General features: G+C 51.8%; 16 protein-coding genes. 6 read left to right on the top strand and 10 right to left on the bottom strand.

Annotated elements, in window-relative coordinates:
* Positions 1 to 279: 279 nt before the first annotated feature.
* A complete protein-coding gene (dinG, locus tag BIY29_RS07085; protein WP_121574449.1) occupies positions 280 to 2,376 on the bottom strand; it encodes an ATP-dependent DNA helicase DinG in 2,097 nt (698 codons plus the stop codon).
* A gap of 144 nt (positions 2,377 to 2,520) precedes the next feature.
* On the opposite strand from dinG, the gene BIY29_RS07080 reads away from it, so the two are divergent.
* From BIY29_RS07080 to BIY29_RS20550, 3 genes are all read left to right on the top strand, one after another.
* A complete protein-coding gene (locus BIY29_RS07080) occupies positions 2,521 to 3,366 on the top strand; it encodes an AraC family transcriptional regulator (RefSeq protein ID WP_121574448.1) in 846 nt (281 codons plus the stop codon).
* Between the two features lie 49 nt (positions 3,367 to 3,415).
* A complete protein-coding gene (locus tag BIY29_RS07075) occupies positions 3,416 to 4,048 on the top strand; it encodes a LysE family translocator (RefSeq protein ID WP_121574447.1) in 633 nt (210 codons plus the stop codon).
* 70 nt (positions 4,049 to 4,118) lie between these two features.
* The gene (locus BIY29_RS20550; RefSeq protein ID WP_240630011.1) at positions 4,119 to 4,226 is read left to right on the top strand and encodes a hypothetical protein; all 108 of its coding nucleotides are present in this window, start codon (positions 4,119 to 4,121) and stop codon (positions 4,224 to 4,226) included.
* Here the strand turns inward: BIY29_RS20550 and idi are convergent.
* The 9 genes from idi to rhlE all read right to left on the bottom strand — a co-directional run bounded on the left by idi (position 4,207) and on the right by rhlE (position 15,006).
* Positions 4,207 to 4,785: an isopentenyl-diphosphate Delta-isomerase gene (idi, locus tag BIY29_RS07070; protein ID WP_121574446.1), complete on the bottom strand. Its 579-nt coding sequence runs from the start codon at positions 4,783 to 4,785 to the stop codon at positions 4,207 to 4,209. The genes BIY29_RS20550 and idi overlap by 20 nt on opposite strands.
* Before the next feature lie 64 nt (positions 4,786 to 4,849).
* Positions 4,850 to 7,156, bottom strand: a complete 2,307-nt coding sequence (gene bglX, locus BIY29_RS07065) for a beta-glucosidase BglX (RefSeq protein ID WP_121574445.1) — start codon at positions 7,154 to 7,156, stop codon at positions 4,850 to 4,852.
* 253 nt (positions 7,157 to 7,409) lie between these two features.
* The gene (gene pbpG, locus BIY29_RS07060; RefSeq protein ID WP_121574444.1) at positions 7,410 to 8,357 is read right to left on the bottom strand and encodes a D-alanyl-D-alanine endopeptidase; all 948 of its coding nucleotides are present in this window, start codon (positions 8,355 to 8,357) and stop codon (positions 7,410 to 7,412) included.
* Positions 8,358 to 8,641: 284 nt separating this feature from the next.
* Positions 8,642 to 8,980, bottom strand: coding sequence for an FMN-binding protein (locus tag BIY29_RS07055; RefSeq protein WP_121574443.1), 339 nt, complete (start codon positions 8,978 to 8,980; stop codon positions 8,642 to 8,644).
* Positions 8,981 to 9,120: 140 nt separating this feature from the next.
* On the bottom strand, positions 9,121 to 10,530 hold the full coding sequence (locus BIY29_RS07050; RefSeq protein WP_121574442.1) for a flavocytochrome c: 1,410 nt from the start codon (positions 10,528 to 10,530) through the stop codon (positions 9,121 to 9,123).
* Between the two features lie 542 nt (positions 10,531 to 11,072).
* Positions 11,073 to 11,612, bottom strand: coding sequence for a class IV adenylate cyclase (cyaB, locus tag BIY29_RS07045; protein WP_121574441.1), 540 nt, complete (start codon positions 11,610 to 11,612; stop codon positions 11,073 to 11,075).
* Between the two features lie 337 nt (positions 11,613 to 11,949).
* Positions 11,950 to 12,882 carry a tRNA dihydrouridine(16) synthase DusC gene (dusC, locus tag BIY29_RS07040; protein WP_121574440.1) on the bottom strand — a complete coding sequence of 311 codons (933 nt, stop codon included), beginning with the start codon at positions 12,880 to 12,882 and terminating at the stop codon, positions 11,950 to 11,952.
* Between the two features lie 212 nt (positions 12,883 to 13,094).
* Positions 13,095 to 13,430 (bottom strand): YegP family protein, encoded by a 336-nt coding sequence (locus BIY29_RS07035; RefSeq protein ID WP_121574439.1) that lies wholly within the window; start codon positions 13,428 to 13,430, stop codon positions 13,095 to 13,097.
* Between the two features lie 202 nt (positions 13,431 to 13,632).
* Positions 13,633 to 15,006 (bottom strand): ATP-dependent RNA helicase RhlE, encoded by a 1,374-nt coding sequence (rhlE, locus tag BIY29_RS07030; RefSeq protein WP_121574438.1) that lies wholly within the window; start codon positions 15,004 to 15,006, stop codon positions 13,633 to 13,635.
* Between the two features lie 352 nt (positions 15,007 to 15,358).
* Between rhlE and hlyD the strand changes: the two genes are divergently transcribed.
* Genes hlyD through BIY29_RS07015 form a run of 3 tightly spaced genes read left to right on the top strand, consistent with a single transcriptional unit; the run spans position 15,359 to position 19,272 of the window.
* Positions 15,359 to 16,369 (top strand): secretion protein HlyD, encoded by a 1,011-nt coding sequence (hlyD, locus tag BIY29_RS07025; RefSeq protein ID WP_121574437.1) that lies wholly within the window; start codon positions 15,359 to 15,361, stop codon positions 16,367 to 16,369.
* Positions 16,362 to 18,134 carry an ATP-binding cassette domain-containing protein gene (locus BIY29_RS07020; RefSeq protein ID WP_121574436.1) on the top strand — a complete coding sequence of 591 codons (1,773 nt, stop codon included), beginning with the start codon at positions 16,362 to 16,364 and terminating at the stop codon, positions 18,132 to 18,134. Before hlyD ends, BIY29_RS07020 begins: the two co-directional genes overlap by 8 nt.
* Positions 18,127 to 19,272, top strand: coding sequence for an ABC transporter permease (locus BIY29_RS07015; protein WP_240630008.1), 1,146 nt, complete (start codon positions 18,127 to 18,129; stop codon positions 19,270 to 19,272). Before BIY29_RS07020 ends, BIY29_RS07015 begins: the two co-directional genes overlap by 8 nt.
* Positions 19,273 to 19,277: the final 5 nt, after the last annotated feature.

Raw genomic sequence — 19,277 nt, 5'->3', positions numbered from 1 at the left:
CTCAACGGTGAAAATAGCACGTTTTGCGTTCGTCTGAATAATGCAAATGGCGCGGGGTGGAGTCATGGTGGAAACCGTGATGAACGCCGGGTAGATGTATGCGTCATAGCTTACCCGAGGGGCCATGATGGGACACATCCTTGTGTCCCACCCTGCTGGCCAGCATAAATTCTGTTCAAATTTGCTCCCGGCAAATTTGTCGGCGGCTTAGGCCGCTACGCCCTCCCTAATAACAAACTTTGTCAGCGATCTGAGTATTTTAACCATTTTGAAACCAACCTACTCCGGCATGTCCCGCTCTTCAATGGGGAACACCGGTAAAGCGCCGAGCAACTGAGCGCCATAGCCTTTGGTCAGCAGGCGACGGTCATAAATAACAATTTCACCAAAACATTCATGGCTGCGGATCAGGCGGCCAACCTGCTGAATAAGGCTGAATGATGCGCTGGGTAAACTCTGTACCGCAAACGGATGACGTTTCAGGCTCTTCAGCCACTCGCCTTCGGTAAGAATGACCGGACTGTCAATCGGTGGGAAAGCGATTTTATGGATATGCACCTGAGAAAGTAAATCCCCTTTCAGATCCAACCCTTCCGCGAAAGACTGAAGACCGATAAGTACGCTGGTCTGTCCTTCCTGTACACGTTGACGGTGTAATTCTACCAGCCGATAGCGCGGCTTATCCCCCTGAACCAGCAGCATCAGCCGCAGGTCGGTGACCTGAGTCAGAAAAAGCTGCATGGCCCGTTGGCTGGCAAACAGCATTAACAGGCCGCGGTGTTTGCCGCGTTGCAGTTCTGCCCGAAAAAAACGCGCCATTTCGGCAATATGCTGCGACTCGTTTTTCATCAACGGTTCATAACGCATTTTCGGGATCACCAGCCGTCCTTGTTCACGGTGATTAAACGGAGAATTCAGGGCAAGGAAGTGGTCGCCGGCCTTCTCATTCAGACCGGACAACTCCTGTAAACGCGAAAAACTGTTCAACGATCGTAGCGTCGCCGATGTCACGACTACATGCGGCACATTATTCCATAACAATTTTTCAAGCTGGTCGCATACGCGAATGCCCGCACAGTGCAGGTACAGGTGCTTATCGCGAACATCACGGGTAAGCCATTTGGAAACCGGCGCATTGGAAGATTGCTCCATCGCCGCCAGCCGCCACAGTTTGCTCAACGATTCAAGATAGCCCAGTAATCGGCTCATTTTCAGCAGCGCATGATGCAAACGCACCACGTCGTGTTTTCCAGTTTTCTCACTGAGATCGTTGAGCATAAATTCGGTTAGCGCCCGTAGGCCATCGGTGAGTTTAAACAACTGGATACAACTTTCACGCATCTCGTCAGGCATTTTTCCCATCGGGAAACGGTACTCGCTCTCACTGCCCTCTGTTGGTAAAAACACCCCACCCATTAGCGAAAACGACTGCACCCATTCGCGTAGCGCTTCGCAATGGCTGGTCAGCCTTTCACTGTGCGCCAGCCGGGGCGGCGACTTCGGCGCAAATTGCGCCATACACAGCCCAATTTGCTGAACCAGTTGTTCCAACTGCAACGTGATATGTTCAGGTGTGACATCACCCGACATTTCTAATGTATCGCGGGCGACATCGGGAATATGATGCCCTTCATCCAGCACCAGCAGCAGGTTTTTAGGGTTCGGCAACACGGCGTCACTTTCCATTGCCGCCATGACCAACGCATGGTTCGTCACCACTACATCGGCATTTTCAATCTCACGCCGGGCAATAAAAAACGGGCATTCCCGGAAATAATGGCAGTTGTGTCCAAGACAATTGGCTTTGTCGGTGCTGAGTTTTCGCCACAGACCGTCATCAATGGATTCCTGATAGTGATCGCGCAGGCCATCCCACGAATAATTTTGCAGGGCCTGCCCGATACGTGCGCACTTTCCTTGTTCTTCACGATTGGAGGGGACTAACTCATCCCCCAGAAACAGGGTTAAATCGCCCTGCGCATCAACATCCGTCGCCAGCATCGCCAGATTTCGCGGGCAAACATAACGCCCACGGCCAAACGCGGCGGTGAATTTCAGTTCGGGAATAAACGTCTGCAACAGGGGTAAATCTTTACTAAAAATTTGATCCTGCAAGGCCACATTCGCGGTGCTGACCACCAGCGTTTTTTCTTCCGCCCGCCCAACCGCAATACCGGGAATCAAATAAGAGAGCGTTTTGCCCACTCCGGTCGGGGCTTCGATGGCCAAATGGCGCGGATAATCACCCGCCAGCGTTTTTGCCACTTCGGCAATCATCTGTCGTTGAGGTATGCGGGGAATAAAATCCGGGATTTGTTGTTGCAGGGCCTTATACCATTGGCCGATCTGCTGTTTTATTGCGGGGGACAGCGCCATGCATTCTCTGTATTCAATCAATCTGGCGGGTATTGTCCCACAGACTGGCGGCAACGTCAGCCGATATCAAACGTCTCTCGCCGCTCGACATTTCCCGGTTTGGCGATTAGGGTAATAGCCTGTTTTGATAGCTGCCGGTTCACCATGTCATCTGTTCATACTGTCAATCAATCATACTGGTATTCACCACAGCTTCCGCATGTTGAAAGCCGCTCGACCTGGCACAGCAGCCATGCCTACAAAACCCACAGCCATGCACAGTTCTCCATTGGCGCGATTGAACAGGGATCGACGGTCTGCCATTACCGTGGCGAACAGCACCAGTTGCAGGCAGGCGATCTGATCTTTATTGATCCGCAGCAACCTCACAGTTGTAATCCCTTACCCGGACAAACCCGTAGCTACCATATGCTTTATCTGGATACGCCGTGGTGTCTGAAACTGCTGTCTTCTTTGTGCGGCTATCCGGTTACGTCGTTACACTGCCGCTGTGTCGTTCTGCGGAACCCGGCACTGTTTGACCGCTATCAGCATCTGATCGGTCAACTGCATCGGAGGGAAATCACCGCTGCCAGGCAAACACTGAACACGCTGATAACGCCGTTATTACAACAATATTGTCTGCCCCTTCCGTCTACGAATCCATTGTCTTCCCCTGCCCAGCTTACCGCTCGCCATGTGCGTCAGCGTTTGTTAAGTAATCTTCAGGGTTCACCCTCACTGGAAACATTAGCTGAGGAGTTAAACCTGCGGCGGGAAACCATTGTGCGGCAATTTCGTGTTAATACCGGTATCACGCCGATGGCTTTTCTTAATAACGCGCGGGTTGAATACGCCAAAACATTACTGAAAAACGGCGCCACGTTGGCTGATGCCGGATACCAGAGTGGATTTTGCGATCAAAGTCACTTCCATAAAACCTTTGTGCAATACACGGCGGCAACGCCCGGACAATATCGACAAGCTCGATCAATATTTGACAATAAATAGCCACATCAACGGCCTAGACTGACCCCGTTTATTCTTCGAGGTCACGGCTATGTTCATCAGTCCACTCTTTCCTGCCAATTTTCCAGCGCTGGCGCTAGCCCACTTTGTTGCCTTACTCAGCCCCGGCCCGGATTTCTTCTTATTAACCGCGTATGCCATCCGTTACCGTTTACGAGGCAGCGCCGGAATTTGTCTGGGGATTGCGCTGGGAAATGGTATTTATATTTTACTGGCGACAATTGGCTGGGCTGGCATACAACATTCACCGCGGCTGTTTACCCTTATTGAACTAAGCGGTGCGTGTTATTTGCTGTGGATTGGTTATCAACTGTTGAAAAGCCGTGAATCACATCAGTTGTCGCCAGCACAAACAGCAAATAGCTGTCCATCCGTTAGCCGGCAAATTCTGCTGGGGCTGGGTTCCGCTCTGCTAAACCCCAAAAATATGTTGTTCTATATCAGTCTGATGACCAGTATCCTCGGTCAGCATGTCACCACAACACAGCAGATTGTCAGCGGCGGCTGGCTGTTTTCAGTGGTACTTGGTTGGGATCTGCTGATAGCCATGCTGATTACACGTCCGTTGATACAAAAACGGCTTCAGCGCTATTTGAACCTGATCGAACGCAGTGCGGGCGTCATTTTGATACTCTTCGGCCTGATCCTGCTGTTTCACCGCTGAATGCCATTCCCGTCTTGTTTAAGGCGCCGAAGGCTTTATAATTCGGGGCAATTAACCAAAGGACAACCTGATGAATTTAAGCAAAGTTGGTATTATCGGGCTGTTTGCCCTGTGTGCCCTCGGCGGTATCGGCGGCGTTATGCTGGTCGGTTATATCATTATTGTGCACGGCGGTTAATCTCCCGTCGGGCAGAGTATCCATCGTTTTGTGCGGCGTGAAATTGCGCCCAGCAAGCCGGAATACGTGCGAATGTCAGTCGGAACCAGGAGGTAAACACCTCTGGCGACGCCGCCATGCGCTGCCCAATCTGTTCCAGTGACTGATACTGATACCCTTCCACTTCATCAGGGTCAGCCTGCGGGGTGTCGTCCGTCATACCAAAATAGACATGCCCAAACTCATGCTCAATCAAACCATTATCCAACGGCAACCGGTAAGTCAGGGTTAACATGGGCGTAAGTGAACAACGTAACCCCATTTCCTGATACAACCGACGGTGCGCCGCCTGTAGCGTATCTTCTCCGGGCGCGGGATGGCTACAGCAAGTATTGCTCCATAACCCCCCGCTGTGATATTTCGCTATGGCTCTTTGTTGCAGCAATAGCTGCTGCTGCGAATTAAAGATATAAACGGTTATTGCCCGGTGCATTGCGCCTTTTTCATGCGCTTCCTGCTTTTCCATCACGCCAGTTGGCCTGTCGTTCTCATCAACCAGAATGACTTCCGTTAACGGCATATTTGCTCCCCTTGCGATTACCATCGGCGGCTTAATCCACCGCCAACAGCGATCCTGTTTTAGTTTATAGCACGGTGAAACGCTGGCTTCTCACGCGCTGTGAATCCAGACCGATAAATACGTCGAATTTACCTGGCTCAACCACCTGCTGCATACGAGCGTTGTAGAATTTAAGCGCATCCTGATCAATAGGGAAACTGACGGTATGCGACTCGCCCGGTTGCAGCATCACTTTTTGGAAACCACGCAGCTCTTTCACCGGACGACTGATAGACGCCACCACATCATGCAAATACATCTGCACGACGGTTTCACCTGCCCGTTCTCCGGTGTTTTTGACGGTGACGCTGGCCGTCACCGTGCCGTTACGCTGCATGGTCTGGCTGGATAAGCGAACATCCGATACGCTGAACGTGGTATAGCTCAGACCATAACCAAACGGATAGAGCGGCCCGTTAGCTTCATCATAATAATGCGAGGTGTACTTGCCTGGATTTTCCGGCGTGTATGGCCGGCCTGACGGTAAGTAGTTGTAATAAATTGGTATTTGACCGACAGATCGCGGAAAGGACATCGGCAGCTTGCCGGAAGGGTTGTAGTCGCCGAACAGCACGTCCGCAATCGCATTACCCCCTTCGGTGCCGCTGAACCAGGTTTCCAGCAGTGCATCCGCCTGTTGATCTTCACGTACCAGCGCCAGCGGACGGCCATTCATCAGCACCAGAACCAGCGGTTTGCCCGTGGCTTTCAACGCCGCAATCAGATCACGCTGACTTTGCGGCAGATCGATATTGGAACGGCTTGAGGCCTCATGCGCCATACCCGCCGCTTCCCCCACCACCGCCACCACCACATCAGCCTGCTTCGCCGCCTGCACCGCTTCGTCAATCATCACCTGTGGTGAGCGCTTATCAACCTGAACCGCATCTTCATACAAATTCAGGAAATCGATAATTCCCTGATGGTTACTGACATTTGCGCCTTTGGCATACAGAATAGTGGCGTTGTTGCCCACGGCGTTCCTGATGCCCTGATAAACCGTGATCGTCTGTCTGGAGACACCGGCGGCGGACCAGCTACCCATCGTGTCGCGTTGGCTGTCGGCCAATGGCCCGACAACGGCAATCGTCCCTTGTTTTTTCAGCGGCAGCGTTTGCAGCCGGTTTTTCAGCAGCACCAGACTTTTACGCGCCACATCACGCGCTTCCAAACGGTGCAGGCGGCTCTCAGCATTGGTATCGACAGGATCGGAACCAACCGGCCCCAGGTGACGGTACGGGTTCTGAAACAACCCCATGTCATATTTAACGTTAAGCACCTGACGGCAGGCTTCATCGATCTCCCGTTCGCTCACCACACCTGTTTTTACCAGATCGGGCAAATAGCGGATGAAATATTCATCACTCATGCTCATAGCGACGCCGGATTTTAAAGCCAGACGAGAAGCCTCGCGCGGATTTTCAGCCACGCCATGCTTAATCAGCTCTTTAATCGCACCGTGGTCGGTAATGGTTATGCCCGTAAACCCCCACTGATCGCGCAGAATATCTTTCAGTAACCAACTGTTTGCCGTCGCTGGCGTCCCATTGATGGCGTTCAGCGCCACCATCACCCCGCCGCTGTCTGCATCAATCGCCGCTTTGTAAGGCGGCATATAGTCCTGAAACATACGCTGCGGGCTCATATCCACCGTGTTGTAATCACGCCCGCCCTCCACCGCGCCATAAAGCGCGTAGTGTTTCACGCTGGTCATCAATGAGTGACGCGCCGTAACGTCGTCACCCTGTAACGCGTTTACCATCACACCGGCTATTTTACCGGTTAACCAGGTATCTTCGCCAAAGCCTTCAGACACCCGCCCCCAGCGTGGGTCACGAGTAATATCAACCATCGGCGCCCAGGTCATATTCAGGCCGTCTTCCGTGGCTTCATAGGCGGCAATACGTCCGCTCAAGGCGATGGCGTCCATATCCCAACTGGATGCCAGCCCCAGTGCGATAGGGAAAATGGTGCGCTGGCCATGCACCACATCGTAAGCAAAAAATAAAGGGATTTTCAGGCGGCTAAGTTGCATCACCTGATCCTGCATCGCCCGGATGTCAGGCCGCGTTACCGTATTAAAAATTGCCCCGACCTGACCATTCCTGATCATCTCACGAATGGCCTCTTTCGGATTATCCGATCCGACACTGATAAGCCTGAGCTGCCCGATTTTTTCGTTCAGCGTCATTTTTTTCATTAAATCAGAGATAAAAACATCACGTTGCTGGTGTGACGGTGTAACAGATAGTGGCGCAGAGGTTATTTCCTGAGCGGATACCGGGTTACAGGCAAGTCCAATTGCAATAGTCAGTGAAGTAAGCCATTTCATTCTTTATATCGATCCCATCAGTCCTGGCATCAGTACTGATCACTGAAGCACAGCACAGGGTTGAAGATAAGTCAGCCAAAGCGCCATAAAATCCGGCAGGGTGAAGACGTATAATCCGATCTCCACCGACAACGCCAACATACTCGAATACACAGCGCATAATCATAGTGTATTTATTTACATTTCATTGAATGAAAACTGCAAGAATAATGCGATGCGTTGCGCAGAATAGACATTCTTTAGATTTAAAGAGTTACTCTATATCCAGGCTCGCCATGCGTTGCGGTTGCCGCGAAGCCAGCGCCTTTTGTTTTTTGTAGCTTAACGCAGCGGCAGGAACCGCGCTGACTTTACCGGTTTCCATCCACTTGCGCAGGCGATTGGCATCGGCAAAGTGGGTATATTTGCCAAACGCATCCAGCACCACCAGCGCCACCGGGCGCTGATTAATCACGGTACGCATCACCAGACAGTGCCCGGCCTGATTAGTAAAACCGGTTTTGGTCAATTGAATATTCCAGTCAGGCTTATAAACCAGATGATTGGTGTTACGGAACGGCAAGCTGTAGACCGGACGGGAAAACGTTGCCATTTTCTCATGCGTGGTGCTGAGTTGGCTGAGTAATGGATACTGTTTGCTGGCAATGAGCAGCTTAGTCAGATCGCGTGCGGTCGATACGTTGTTAATCGACAACCCGGTAGGTTCAACATAACGTGTATGCGTCATTCCCAATGAGCGGGCTTTAGCATTCATGGCGGCAATAAACGCCTGATAACCGCCGGGATAATGGTGGGCAAGGCTGGCGGCGGCACGGTTTTCCGATGACATTAACGCCAATAGCAACATATCGCGACGGCTGATTTCACTGTTCAGTCGTACCCGGGAATAAACACCTTTCATTTCTTCCGTCTGGCTAATATCTACGGAGATCACTTCATCCAATGGCTGGTTGGCATCCAGCACCACCAGCGCCGTCATCAGTTTGGTCACGGACGCAATAGGGACAATCACATCCGGGTTACTGGAATAAAGAATCTGGTCATCACGTAAATCCACCACCATCGCACTACCGGAAGCAATTTCCTGATGTGCGCCAATCGCTGATTTAGCAGGCTCTTTCGCCACTACCTGAGGGGTGAGCAACGCATGTGCTGACAACAGCAACAGTCCAGGTAAAAATATTTTAAATTTTTTACTCATTATTCAATAACTTAAACAGTATCCTGTTAAATAAAAAAGATATAGGCGGGCGCATTATAATTTACCGTCAATCACCACGCACTCGCACAGCAGAAAAAGCTTTGTGTCAAAGTTTAACAAACCTTTTGGTTTCCACCAGTTAACGGCAATTAACCTGCGCTTTACCCTTTTGATTCAGCAGACGAATGATGATACCGCAATATTCCGGCAGTAAGTCTTCACGCAGCGCCAGTCTGTGATAATTTCCCATCACGGACTGGCGGGTTGGCGCGAGTATTTACCACTTATTTTTTGGCTTGCTCCAACGCCTGTTTCACGGCGTTAATCACTCCCTGACTGGACATGGTGGCCCCCGTTACCGCATCCACCTTGTCAGGATCCTGTGTTTCAATCAATTCAGGCACCACGTTATCAATGACCCCCATCATCAATGCTTCGGTGTCTTCGTGGCTGACCACTTCCGCGTTGGTGATTTTCCCTCCTTCGATAATCACAGAAACTTCAACTTCACCCTCTTTTCCCGGTGCTTTACCCGTATAAGTGCCATCCTTATATTCGGCAGCCGCAGCAAAAGAGAATGAAAGCGCCAATGTGGCCAGCATGGCCGGAATTAATTTTTTCATACCTTTCCCATAAGTTAATTACACATAAATTGATCATCAAAAACTAAGGGCGGGCAGCGACCCTGTTAATAACACTGATATTAACCACTCGGCCATCCTGGACAATGTGTCAGGCTGAATTTTGGGATCAAGTCCCCTGATTATTTCCCTTCTTTGATCTCTTTCACTGCTTGATCGGCGCCGATACGACCATAGGTTACGATATCCGCCAGCGAGTTACCGCCCAGACGGTTAGCGCCATGCACCCCACCGGCAGCTTCGCCAGCGGCAAACAGGTTGGGGATCACGTTGCCATTCACATCCAGCACCTGTGCTTTGTTGTTAATCGCAATCCCGCCCATCGTATGGTGGATGCCCGGTGTGACTTCAATGGCATAATATTTGCCGCTATCAAGGGCCAGTTTCATGCTTTCACGACCGAACTCATCATCTTTTTTGGCTTTAGCGTAGCGGCTGTAAGTGCTGACGGTCTGCGCCAGTTGCTTACCATCAACATTAATGGCTTTGGCTAACTCCTCCACCGTATTCCCTTCAGCAACCAGCTTTTGCTTGAAGTAAGATTGAGTCGCCTGGTTTTGCTTAACCAGTTCGTCATTAAATATCAGATAGGCATGTGCGCCAGGTTGCTTGAGAATGTTTTGGGAAACCACATCACGGGTGAGCAGTTCATTAACAAAACGTTTGCCGCCCTCATTCACCATAATCGCGCCATCGCCACGTACCGCTTCGGTGATCAGGATGCCTTTACCTGGCACGGTAGAAGGGTGAATCTGGATATATTCCATATCCACCAGTTTGGCATTCAGCCTGGTTGCCATTTTAATGCCGTCGCCCTGCGTACCCGGCGCATTGGTGGTTTTAAAATCCACCAGTTTAGGATCGTATTGTTTAATCATGTCAAAGTTGGCCCCAAAGCCACCTGACGTGATCATTACTTTTTTGGCATCGATGGTGAATTCTTTACCATCTTTCCCTTTCGCCTTGACTCCGATTACCTTACCTTTGTCATTTTTGACAATATCCGTTGCCGAGGTGCTGGTACGAAGATCGATGTCCAGCGCTTTAACTTTTTTGATCAGCGCCACGGCAATAAAACTTCCCGCCGGTTCACCACCGGCAGGACGGTGGGTGCGGTCAACACGGGAACCGCCGGTACGGGTCAGATCTGCCAGATCAGCGCCATTCTCCTTCAGAAAAATAACCGAGTCTTTTGCATGTTCCGTGAGCGTTTTAACCACTTCTGGATTATTGATGTTCCGCCCCCCTTTCATGGTGTCCTCATAGAACATTTCAGGACTATCCGTGATGCCTCTGGCTTTTTGCAGTTCCGTGCCAGCAGCATTTAATCCAGCTTCTGCCCGGGCGGTATTTCCGCCAGCAAAGGGCATTTTCTCCAGCAATATGACTTTTGCACCTTGATTATGCGCTTCAATGGCCGCCGACATCCCGGCCCCACCCGCGCCAATAATGACTAAATCCGTCGTTTCACTGTGAACAGCCGAGGAAAAGGCTAATGCCAGCGCACTCAATAATAGGACTTGTTTCTTCATGATGTATGAACCTATATTTTGTTATTTCGAATATGAAACTCCAAAAACCTATTTCTATTACCTGAATCAATTTAATCCGACACCGATTTGATACATGCAGAAAATTAATCATTTCGCAACCATGCACAAAGCAGTACTGATGTAAATCCTACACCAATTTGTATTCAAAAATTTTAACTCGATCATATATTTATAAATTTTCTCAATTATATATTCAGCGAAGATTTATCAGGGGAAGAAAAGGAAGGATGTCTATTTTTCTATTATACATCCTTCAAGATGATCGGAGGATAAGCCGGTAAATTAACCGTCATAAAATATTTGAAAATCACCGTTTAATTTAACAAACAAATAACACAAGAAAGACATGGCGGACATATCTATACCCTAAATAATTCGAGTTGCAGGACAAAACGTTGTCGCTTTGAACAACGCAGAGCGTTGGCCCTTTACGGGCGAGGCCTATGAATGGGCCGAGTAACGCAGCCAACACACCTGCAGCTTGAAGTATGACGGGTATAATAATTTCCAGCTATTCCCGATTAAAATCCCAGTAATTGCCGATACGAATGTGTTTCAATATTTTCCATTGATAACCCGAGGTGAAACGCGCATTCGATACACTGACCTCTCAGAGTATTCAATTGCGCTTCATCATCCGTCATAACTGATATTTGGACAAAGTGGCCGAGCGATTCGATATAATCCAGCGTAATATGAAAAATATTCAGGAAATAGACGCTGCGCGTCTTATAAATCTCATAAATCGCGTTATATCCCAGCGTCTGTAACATACTGCTCGCCTTTTCAAACGATTCGACATTCACGGCTTCACAGCGATCAACCCCAGGGCCTTTGACGATCCAAAATTTAATCCCTGATGGCGCCATGCAGCGTAATAACATGCTGATATTTTGTTGTTGCAGGCGCTTTTGAGCATCGTCGTAATAGATGTCATGCTCTTTATTTTCGAAGACAAAGGCCTCAGGATGATGGCTAAAGAGGGTATCGCGAAAAACGGCGATATCCTGGATACGAAATTTTAGTTCAACTTCATATTTCCCAGTGAAATGCTCAACCATGTTCTTTCTCCTTACAGGGCTGTCTGTAGTAAGCACGATGGGATTGCCGGGTTCAACATATCAACGCGCTTTGTCCAAAAATATCAGCGCATTAAGCCGGGCGCTCCAAAAAATGCACCTTCAGCAGAGACTTCGCGCACTTCGACCTCTTCCTACCCTAATGGAAAAAACGGCCAGATCCTGTTCAAAGGTTACTGACCGGTTAATAGTAGTCGAGGAGAGAAAAACTGCTAGTGTTCTACGTTGCAGAAGGGAGTGGTGCAAAGATATGCACCAAATAAGCCCCCCCGAGCGCACAGAGATAAACGGTATTCCGCGCCACGCTAAAAGTCAGGGTTTATCTGTTGTTTATCACGCGGGCTATTGAGGATGAGGTTTTCAGCGCCCGGATTTCGCCGAATAGTTCAGTGGCCTCGGTGTACTCTTTCCGCAGATAACCCAGCCACTGTTTGATACGGGCAACATGATACAAACCGGTATCGCCCTGCTTTTCCAATCGGACGTATTTTTGCAGTAGTGTTACTACCTTCCCCCACGGCATACGCGGTTCGTTATATTTTATCACCCGGCTTAGGTTCGGCACGTTAAGCGCCCCCCGGCCTATCATGATGGCGTCACAGCCGGTGGTTGCCATGCACGCCTGCGCGCTTTGCCAGTCCCAGATTTCACCGTTGGCGATCACCGGGATGGTCAGCCGCTGACGAATTTCGCCAATTGCCCGCCAGTTGATACATTCGGCTTTATAGCCATCCTCTTTCGTCCGGCCATGTACCGCCAATTCCGTCGCCCCGGCCTGCTGCACCGCATCAGCAATTTCAAACTGTCGAGCGCCGGAATCCCAGCCCAGACGGACTTTCACCGTCACAGGAAGGGGGACGGGCACCGCTTCACGCATGGCTTTGACGCCCTGATAAATCAGTTCAGGGTCTTTCAGAAGTGTTGCGCCGCCGCCGCTGCCATTGACCAGTTTAGACGGACAACCACAGTTCAGATCGACCCCGTGCGATCCCAACTCAATCGCCCGGACAGCATTTTCGGCCAGCCATTGCGGATATTGCCCCAGTAGCTGGACGCGCACCCGCGTGCCAGACGGTGTGCGGCTGGCATGGTGTAATTCCGGGCATAGGCGATAGAAGGATTTGACCGGCAGGCGCTGATCCACCACCCGTAAAAACTCGGTGATACACAGGTCATAGTCGTTAACTTCGGTCAGCAATTCCCGTACCAACGAGTCGAGAACACCTTCCATTGGGGCTAGCAGAACACGCATCACGCTACTCGGTTACAAAAAGCACGTCATGGTACTGTTCATCATCACGGGAGCGCAACAGGAAAACACGCTGTAAAGCCGCGTTGCCCGCAGGTTGCGATAGCAAAAAACCGGTGAGGCGCTAAATTCGCATCCTTTGTTAATGCGGGATGGCTTTGTGATTACTGATACGCCGGGGCGGATAATATTATGCCCCGGCATCTACTGGCGGTTCAGTCGGTGAGATCGTCAATAATCGCATCCGGCGCGTTTTTCTTGACGGAGGCAATGCCCTTGTCGCGGGCATCGGCTGAACTATAGGTCTCGCTGCGGCCAATGACCTGATGATTGGTGGACGTGAGCGTAAAATACGGCGAACCATCCTTTGCCGTTAAGCGTTCATAGCGGCTGTCATCGGGAGCATTCTTTTTCACCGACTCGATGCCATTTTTACAGTTGGCCTTGGTGGTGTAGCCTTCACTGGCAAGAATGGGTTCTCCATTTCCTGCTTTAAGACGAAAATAAAACTGGCTGTCCTTACCTTGGTAAATCTCGAACTTTCCACTCATGGTTATCACTCCTGACGCGAGTTAACATAATTGATGGTCGCGTTAAGTGTTGACCCATGATAAAGATGCGTCAAATAACGAGCGGGAGATTCTCACCATCAGAGAAGCCGCGGAAGACTCTTTTCAGCGCGTGAGCCTCTGCCGCACCGGCGAAATAATCAGAAACAAAGGGAGCCGAAAGGCTCCCTGACAGCGATATGGCTTATTTGGCGGCGGGTTTACTGCGGGTTTGCGGACGCGGCGCACGGCGTTGTCCTTCACTGCTGCCCCACGGCTTTGAACCGCTAGCGTCAGATCTGCGCGGCTGACGGGCGCCATCGGCGCGTTTATGCTCACCCTGACCACGTTCGGACTGGCCGCGCGGCGCGCCAGACTGACCACGCGGCGCACCGCGTCCGCCCTGACGACCATTGATAATCGGCTCGGCCTTGATCGACGGATCCGGTTCATAACCCGGCACGGCAATGCGCGGGATCTCGCGGTTAAGCAAACGTTCGATATCGCGCAACAGCTTGTGCTCGTCCACGCAGACCAGCGACAAAGCCTCCCCTGTCGACTCTGCCCGGCCAGTACGGCCAATGCGGTGCACGTAATCTTCCGGCACATTGGGTAACTCGTAGTTCACCACGTGCGGCAGTTGATCGATATCCAGGCCGCGGGCGGCAATATCGGTCGCCACCAGCACGCGAATGCCGCCGTCCTTGAAATTCGTCAGCGCCCGGGTACGTGCGCCCTGACTTTTGTTACCGTGGATAGCGGCAGCCGTAATGCCGTCTTTTTCCAGTAACTCAGCCAAATGGTTGGCGCCGTGTTTGGTGCGGGTAAACACCAGCACCTGCTGCCAGTTATTTTCACCAATCAACTGAGACAACAATTCACGCTTGCGGCGCTTATCCACAAAATGTACATGCTGGGTGACCAGCTCCGACGGCGTATTGCGCCGCACCACCTCAACCGAAGCAGGGTTGGTCAGCAGCTTGCCGGCCAGCGTTTTGATTTCATCGGAGAAGGTGGCAGAGAACAACAGGTTTTGACGTTTAACCGGCAGCTTGGCCAGTACACGGCGGATATCGTGAATAAAGCCCATGTCCAGCATACGGTCCGCTTCATCCAGCACCAGAATTTCAATCTGGGACAGATCGACGGCATTCTGATGTTCCAGATCGAGCAAACGCCCCGGCGTGGCGACCAGAATATCCACCCCGCCGCGCAATTTCATCATCTGCGGGTTGATGCTGACGCCGCCAAATACCACCAGCGAACGTAAACGCAGATATTTGCTGTAAGCCTGCACGTTTTCATCAATCTGTGCCGCCAGTTCGCGGGTCGGAGTGAGGATCAACGCCCGAACCGGACGGCGGCCTTTTACCTGTGGCGCGCTGCTGCTCAACAGTTGCAATAAAGGTAAAGTAAAGCCAGCGGTTTTACCGGTGCCGGTTTGCGCACTGGCCATCAAATCACGGCCAGCCAGCACAACAGGGATCGCCTGGCGCTGTATGGGCGTCGGTTCACGATAGCCCTGTTCTTCAACAGCACGCAGGATATCGGCACTCAGGCCGAGAGAATCAAATGACATAATAGAGAACAACTCCAGATCCGCCCTGACCGGGTAACAACCGGTGTAGTTTTCAGAGGGACAATAAGACGGGTTTGCCGGGCCACCATCAACTCAACAATAACGACGTAAGCAACAACCACGATGAACGGGCACAACTACGGTGCGTAACTGTCGGCGATTGTAGCAGAGATTTTGGAGGTTAAGGGATTTTTATCTGCGCGCCACCCCATTTATTATCCAGGCCGATATGACGACAAAGAAATTATTTTTGCGATCAATGTCGATAAAAATACTAAAGTTAGTTACCCGGTCGATCGCCAGATGCACCGGAATGGACAATCATGCCCGGCGAATGAAGGAATAATGCGTAATGAATAAGAAAAAACTGGCTATTGCTATCGTTATTATTGTTCTGATTGCCACGGCGGCGTATGGCGTCGTCCATTACCGATCGTTGCAAGATAAACCGCTGACGCTGTACGGCAATGTCGATATCCGCACGGTTAATCTGGCCTTTCGCGTCGGTGGGCGACTGACCGCGCTGGATGTGGACGAGGGTGACAGTATTCGTCCCGGCCAACGGCTGGCCACGCTGGACAATGCCCCATACCAAAACGCCTTGCATCAGGCGCAGGCCAACGTTGCCAGCGCTCAGGCACAGTTAGGATTATTGCGGGAAGGCTATCGCCGCGAAGAGATAGCCCAGGTACGCTCGCAACGGGAACAGAGCCAGGCCGCTTATGATTACGCCAATAGCTTCTACCAGCGTCAGCAAGGGCTATGGGTAAAACGTTCTATTTCAGCCGATGCGCTGGAAGATGCCAAAGCCGCACGCGATCAGGCACAGGCCACCTTGCAGGCGGCAAAAGACAAACTGCGTCAGTACGAAAGCGGTAATCGGCCACAGGAAATCGCCGCTGCCGAGGCGGCGCTGGCTCAGGCCGACGCCGCACTGGCGCAGGCGGAACTGGATGCGCAGGATACCGAACTGGTTTCGCCGTCGGCGGGCATAGTGCTGACCAGAGCCGCCGAGGTGGGTAGTATGCTCAGTAGCGGCAGCACCGTCTTTACCCTGTCGCTTACCCGTCCCGTTTGGGTGCGCGCTTACGTTAATGAAACAGATTTAGGGCAAGCCGTGCCTGGCAGTAAAATCCTTATCTATACCGACAGCCGCCCGGATAAGCCCTATCATGGTCAGATCGGTTTTGTCTCGCCCAGCGCTGAATTCACCCCCAAGAACGTCGAAACGGAAGATTTACGTACCGATCTGGTTTATCGCCTGCGCATCATTGTTAACGATGCAGACCAACAGCTACGCCAGGGGATGCCGGTGACGCTGCGCTTCGCGCCGTCAACCCAGGGCAAATCGCGCCATGAATGATCAATCCGCGCTGATCGAACTGGAGGCGTTGGAAAAATCCTTTCCCGGACAAGATAAACCTGCTCTCGCCCGCCTCACCGCACAGATCCGCAGCGGCGCCGTCACCGGATTAGTCGGCCCCGACGGGGCGGGCAAAACCACCCTGCTGCGGATGCTGGCGGGGCTGTTAACGCCAAGCCACGGTACGATGAAGGTCGTTGGACTTGATCCCATTAAGGAAGATCGCCAGCTTCGCGCCATTTTGGGTTATATGCCGCAAAAGTTCGGGCTGTATGAAGACCTCACCGTAATGGAGAACCTGACGCTGTACGCCGACTTACGCGGCATTACCGGTAAAGTACGTCAGGAAACGTTTGAACGGCTGCTCTCTTTTACTGACCTGACACGCTTTACCGGGCGGCTTGCCGGCAAGCTGTCCGGCGGAATGAAACAAAAGCTGGGGCTGGCCTGCACCTTGCTGGGTCAACCCAAGGTACTGCTGCTGGATGAGCCTGGAGTGGGGGTCGATCCTATTTCCCGCCGTGAACTCTGGCAGATGGTGCATGAGCTGGCCGATGAAGGCATGATGATTGTGTGGAGCACATCGTATCTGGATGAAGCCGAGCAATGCCGGGACGTCCTGCTGCTCAATGAAGGGGAACAACTTTATCGCGGTGAACCCCGCCAACTGACGGAGAAAATGGCGGGCCGTTGCGTGCTGATCGGTACGCGCTCCGGCAGTCACCGAAAGTTACTACAACGCGCCCTGCGCCAGCCACAGGTCAGCGATGGCGTCATTCAGGGACAATATGTGCGGCTGATTCTGGAACCGGATGCCGATCGGGCCGCGTTGCTGTCGGCACTGGAGCTACCGACAGAGAACCTGCAAGACACCGATCCCCGTTTTGAGGATGCCTTTATTGATTTGCTGGGCGGCGGCCCGGCCAGTGAATCCTCGCTGGCGAAAATCATGCCGCTGATTGAGGTTAACGGTGAAGAAACCGTGATCGAAGCACAGCAACTGACGAAAAAATTCGGTGACTTTGCCGCTACCGATCGTGTCAGTTTCAAGGTACAGCGTGGCGAAATTTTTGGTCTGCTGGGGCCTAACGGCGCAGGGAAATCGACCACCTTCAAAATGATGTGCGGTCTTCTGGCGCCGACGGAAGGCAAAGCGCTGGTACTGGATATGGATCTGAAAACCAGTTCAGGTAAAGCACGTCAGCATTTAGGCTACATGGCCCAGAAGTTTTCTTTGTATGGCAACCTGACGGTTGAACAGAATCTGCGTTTCTTTTCCGGCGTATACGGCCTGAAGGGGAAAGCACAGCGCGATAAAATGGCTGAAATGACGCAGGCATTTAACTTCCAGCCCATTTATCGCCAGACGCCCGATGCGCTGCCGCTGGGATTTAAACAGCGTCTGGCGCTGGCCTGCGCCCTGATGCATGAGCCGGATATCCTGTTCCTGGATGAGCCGACATCCGGCGTCGATCCTCTCACCCGCCGGGAGTTCTGGATACATATCAACGGGATGGTTAACAAAGGCGTGACCGTGATGGTCACCACACACTTCATGGACGAGGCTGAATATTGTGACCGTATCGGGCTGGTTTACCACGGTAAGCTAATCGCCAGCGGTACGCCGGATGATTTAAAACAGCAGGCCGCTGATGAAAAAACGCCATCACCAACGATGGAACAAGCCTTTATCGCACTGATACAGGACTATGATCAGCAAAATCGTGATCAACAAAACCATGACCAGGAGACGGACAATGGCTAGCCAGAACAGCAACATCTATTTTTCCTGGCGTCGTCTGCAAGCCCTGTGTCTGAAAGAAACCCGGCAGATTGTGCGCGACCCCAGCAGCGGGCTGATCGCCTTTGTGATCCCGCTGCTGCTGCTGTTTATCTTCGGCTACGGTATCAATCTCGACTCCAGCCGCCTTCATGTCGGTATCCTGATGGAGCAGCAAAGTGAGGATGCCCGTGATCTGGCAAACACGTTCGCCGCCTCACCGTTCATTGTTCCGGTTATCAGCGACAACCGACAACAACTGATTCAGATGATGCAGGCTGGCACTATCCGCGGGCTGATCGTCATTCCGAACGATTTTGCCGAACAGATGGCGCATCCGGTGGCCGTGGCGCCCGTTCAGGTGATTACCGACGGCAGCGAACCCAATACCGCCAATTTCGTTCAGGGTTATGCGGAAGGTATCTGGCTTATCTGGCAGCAGCAGCGCGCAGGCGATCAGGGGCAGGAATTCAGGCAACTGATCGAGGTGCAATTACGCTACTGGTTTAACCAGGCCGCGATCAGTCAACATTTTATTATTCCCGGCGCCATCACCATTATTATGACGGTAATCGGCGCTATTCTGACCTCGCTGGTCATCGCCCGCGAATGGGAACGCGGCACGATGGAAGCCCTGTTATCCACCCAGGTTACCCGCAGTGAACTCCTGCTGTCGAAGCTGATCCCCTACTATTTTCTCGGCATGATGGTGATGGCGCTATGTATTCTGGTCGCCACTTTCATTATGCATGTGCCGTACCGGGGATCGTTGCTGCTGCTGTTTGGCATCGGCAGTCTGTTTCTGATCAGTACGCTGGGCATGGGATTGCTGATCTCCACCCTGACAAGAAATCAATTTAATGCGGCGATGGTGGCCTTGAACGCGGCGTTTCTCCCCGCAGTGATGTTGTCCGGCTTTGTTTTCGAGATCGACAGTATGCCTGCGCTGGTGCGCGCCGTGTCTTACCTTATCCCGGCCCGTTATTTTGTCAGCACGCTGCAAACGCTGTTTCTGGCTGGCAACATTGGCAGCGTATTACTGCTTAACCTGCTGTTTCTGATTGCGTCAGCCATTTTCTTCATTGGTCTGACGGCCTGGAAAACACGACGCAGACTGGATTAGGGAGC

Origin of the sequence: Brenneria alni (assembly GCF_003666245.1) — a bacterium.
Taxonomy (GTDB): domain Bacteria; phylum Pseudomonadota; class Gammaproteobacteria; order Enterobacterales; family Enterobacteriaceae; genus Brenneria; species Brenneria alni.
The sequence above is the reverse complement of the archived record's forward strand: the minus strand, read 5'-3'. Positions and strand labels throughout refer to the sequence as shown.

Coding starts and splice junctions, on each gene's coding strand:
- dinG (WP_121574449.1), bottom strand. CDS start 2,376: ATGGCGCTGTCCCCCGCAATAAAACAGCAGATCGGCCAATGGTATAAG.
- BIY29_RS07080 (WP_121574448.1), top strand. CDS start 2,521: ATGTCATCTGTTCATACTGTCAATCAATCATACTGGTATTCACCACAG.
- BIY29_RS07075 (WP_121574447.1), top strand. CDS start 3,416: ATGTTCATCAGTCCACTCTTTCCTGCCAATTTTCCAGCGCTGGCGCTA.
- BIY29_RS20550 (WP_240630011.1), top strand. CDS start 4,119: ATGAATTTAAGCAAAGTTGGTATTATCGGGCTGTTTGCCCTGTGTGCC.
- idi (WP_121574446.1), bottom strand. CDS start 4,785: ATGCCGTTAACGGAAGTCATTCTGGTTGATGAGAACGACAGGCCAACT.
- bglX (WP_121574445.1), bottom strand. CDS start 7,156: ATGAAATGGCTTACTTCACTGACTATTGCAATTGGACTTGCCTGTAAC.
- pbpG (WP_121574444.1), bottom strand. CDS start 8,357: ATGAGTAAAAAATTTAAAATATTTTTACCTGGACTGTTGCTGTTGTCA.
- BIY29_RS07055 (WP_121574443.1), bottom strand. CDS start 8,980: ATGAAAAAATTAATTCCGGCCATGCTGGCCACATTGGCGCTTTCATTC.
- BIY29_RS07050 (WP_121574442.1), bottom strand. CDS start 10,530: ATGAAGAAACAAGTCCTATTATTGAGTGCGCTGGCATTAGCCTTTTCC.
- cyaB (WP_121574441.1), bottom strand. CDS start 11,612: ATGGTTGAGCATTTCACTGGGAAATATGAAGTTGAACTAAAATTTCGT.
- dusC (WP_121574440.1), bottom strand. CDS start 12,882: ATGCGTGTTCTGCTAGCCCCAATGGAAGGTGTTCTCGACTCGTTGGTA.
- BIY29_RS07035 (WP_121574439.1), bottom strand. CDS start 13,430: ATGAGTGGAAAGTTCGAGATTTACCAAGGTAAGGACAGCCAGTTTTAT.
- rhlE (WP_121574438.1), bottom strand. CDS start 15,006: ATGTCATTTGATTCTCTCGGCCTGAGTGCCGATATCCTGCGTGCTGTT.
- hlyD (WP_121574437.1), top strand. CDS start 15,359: ATGAATAAGAAAAAACTGGCTATTGCTATCGTTATTATTGTTCTGATT.
- BIY29_RS07020 (WP_121574436.1), top strand. CDS start 16,362: ATGAATGATCAATCCGCGCTGATCGAACTGGAGGCGTTGGAAAAATCC.
- BIY29_RS07015 (WP_240630008.1), top strand. CDS start 18,127: ATGGCTAGCCAGAACAGCAACATCTATTTTTCCTGGCGTCGTCTGCAA.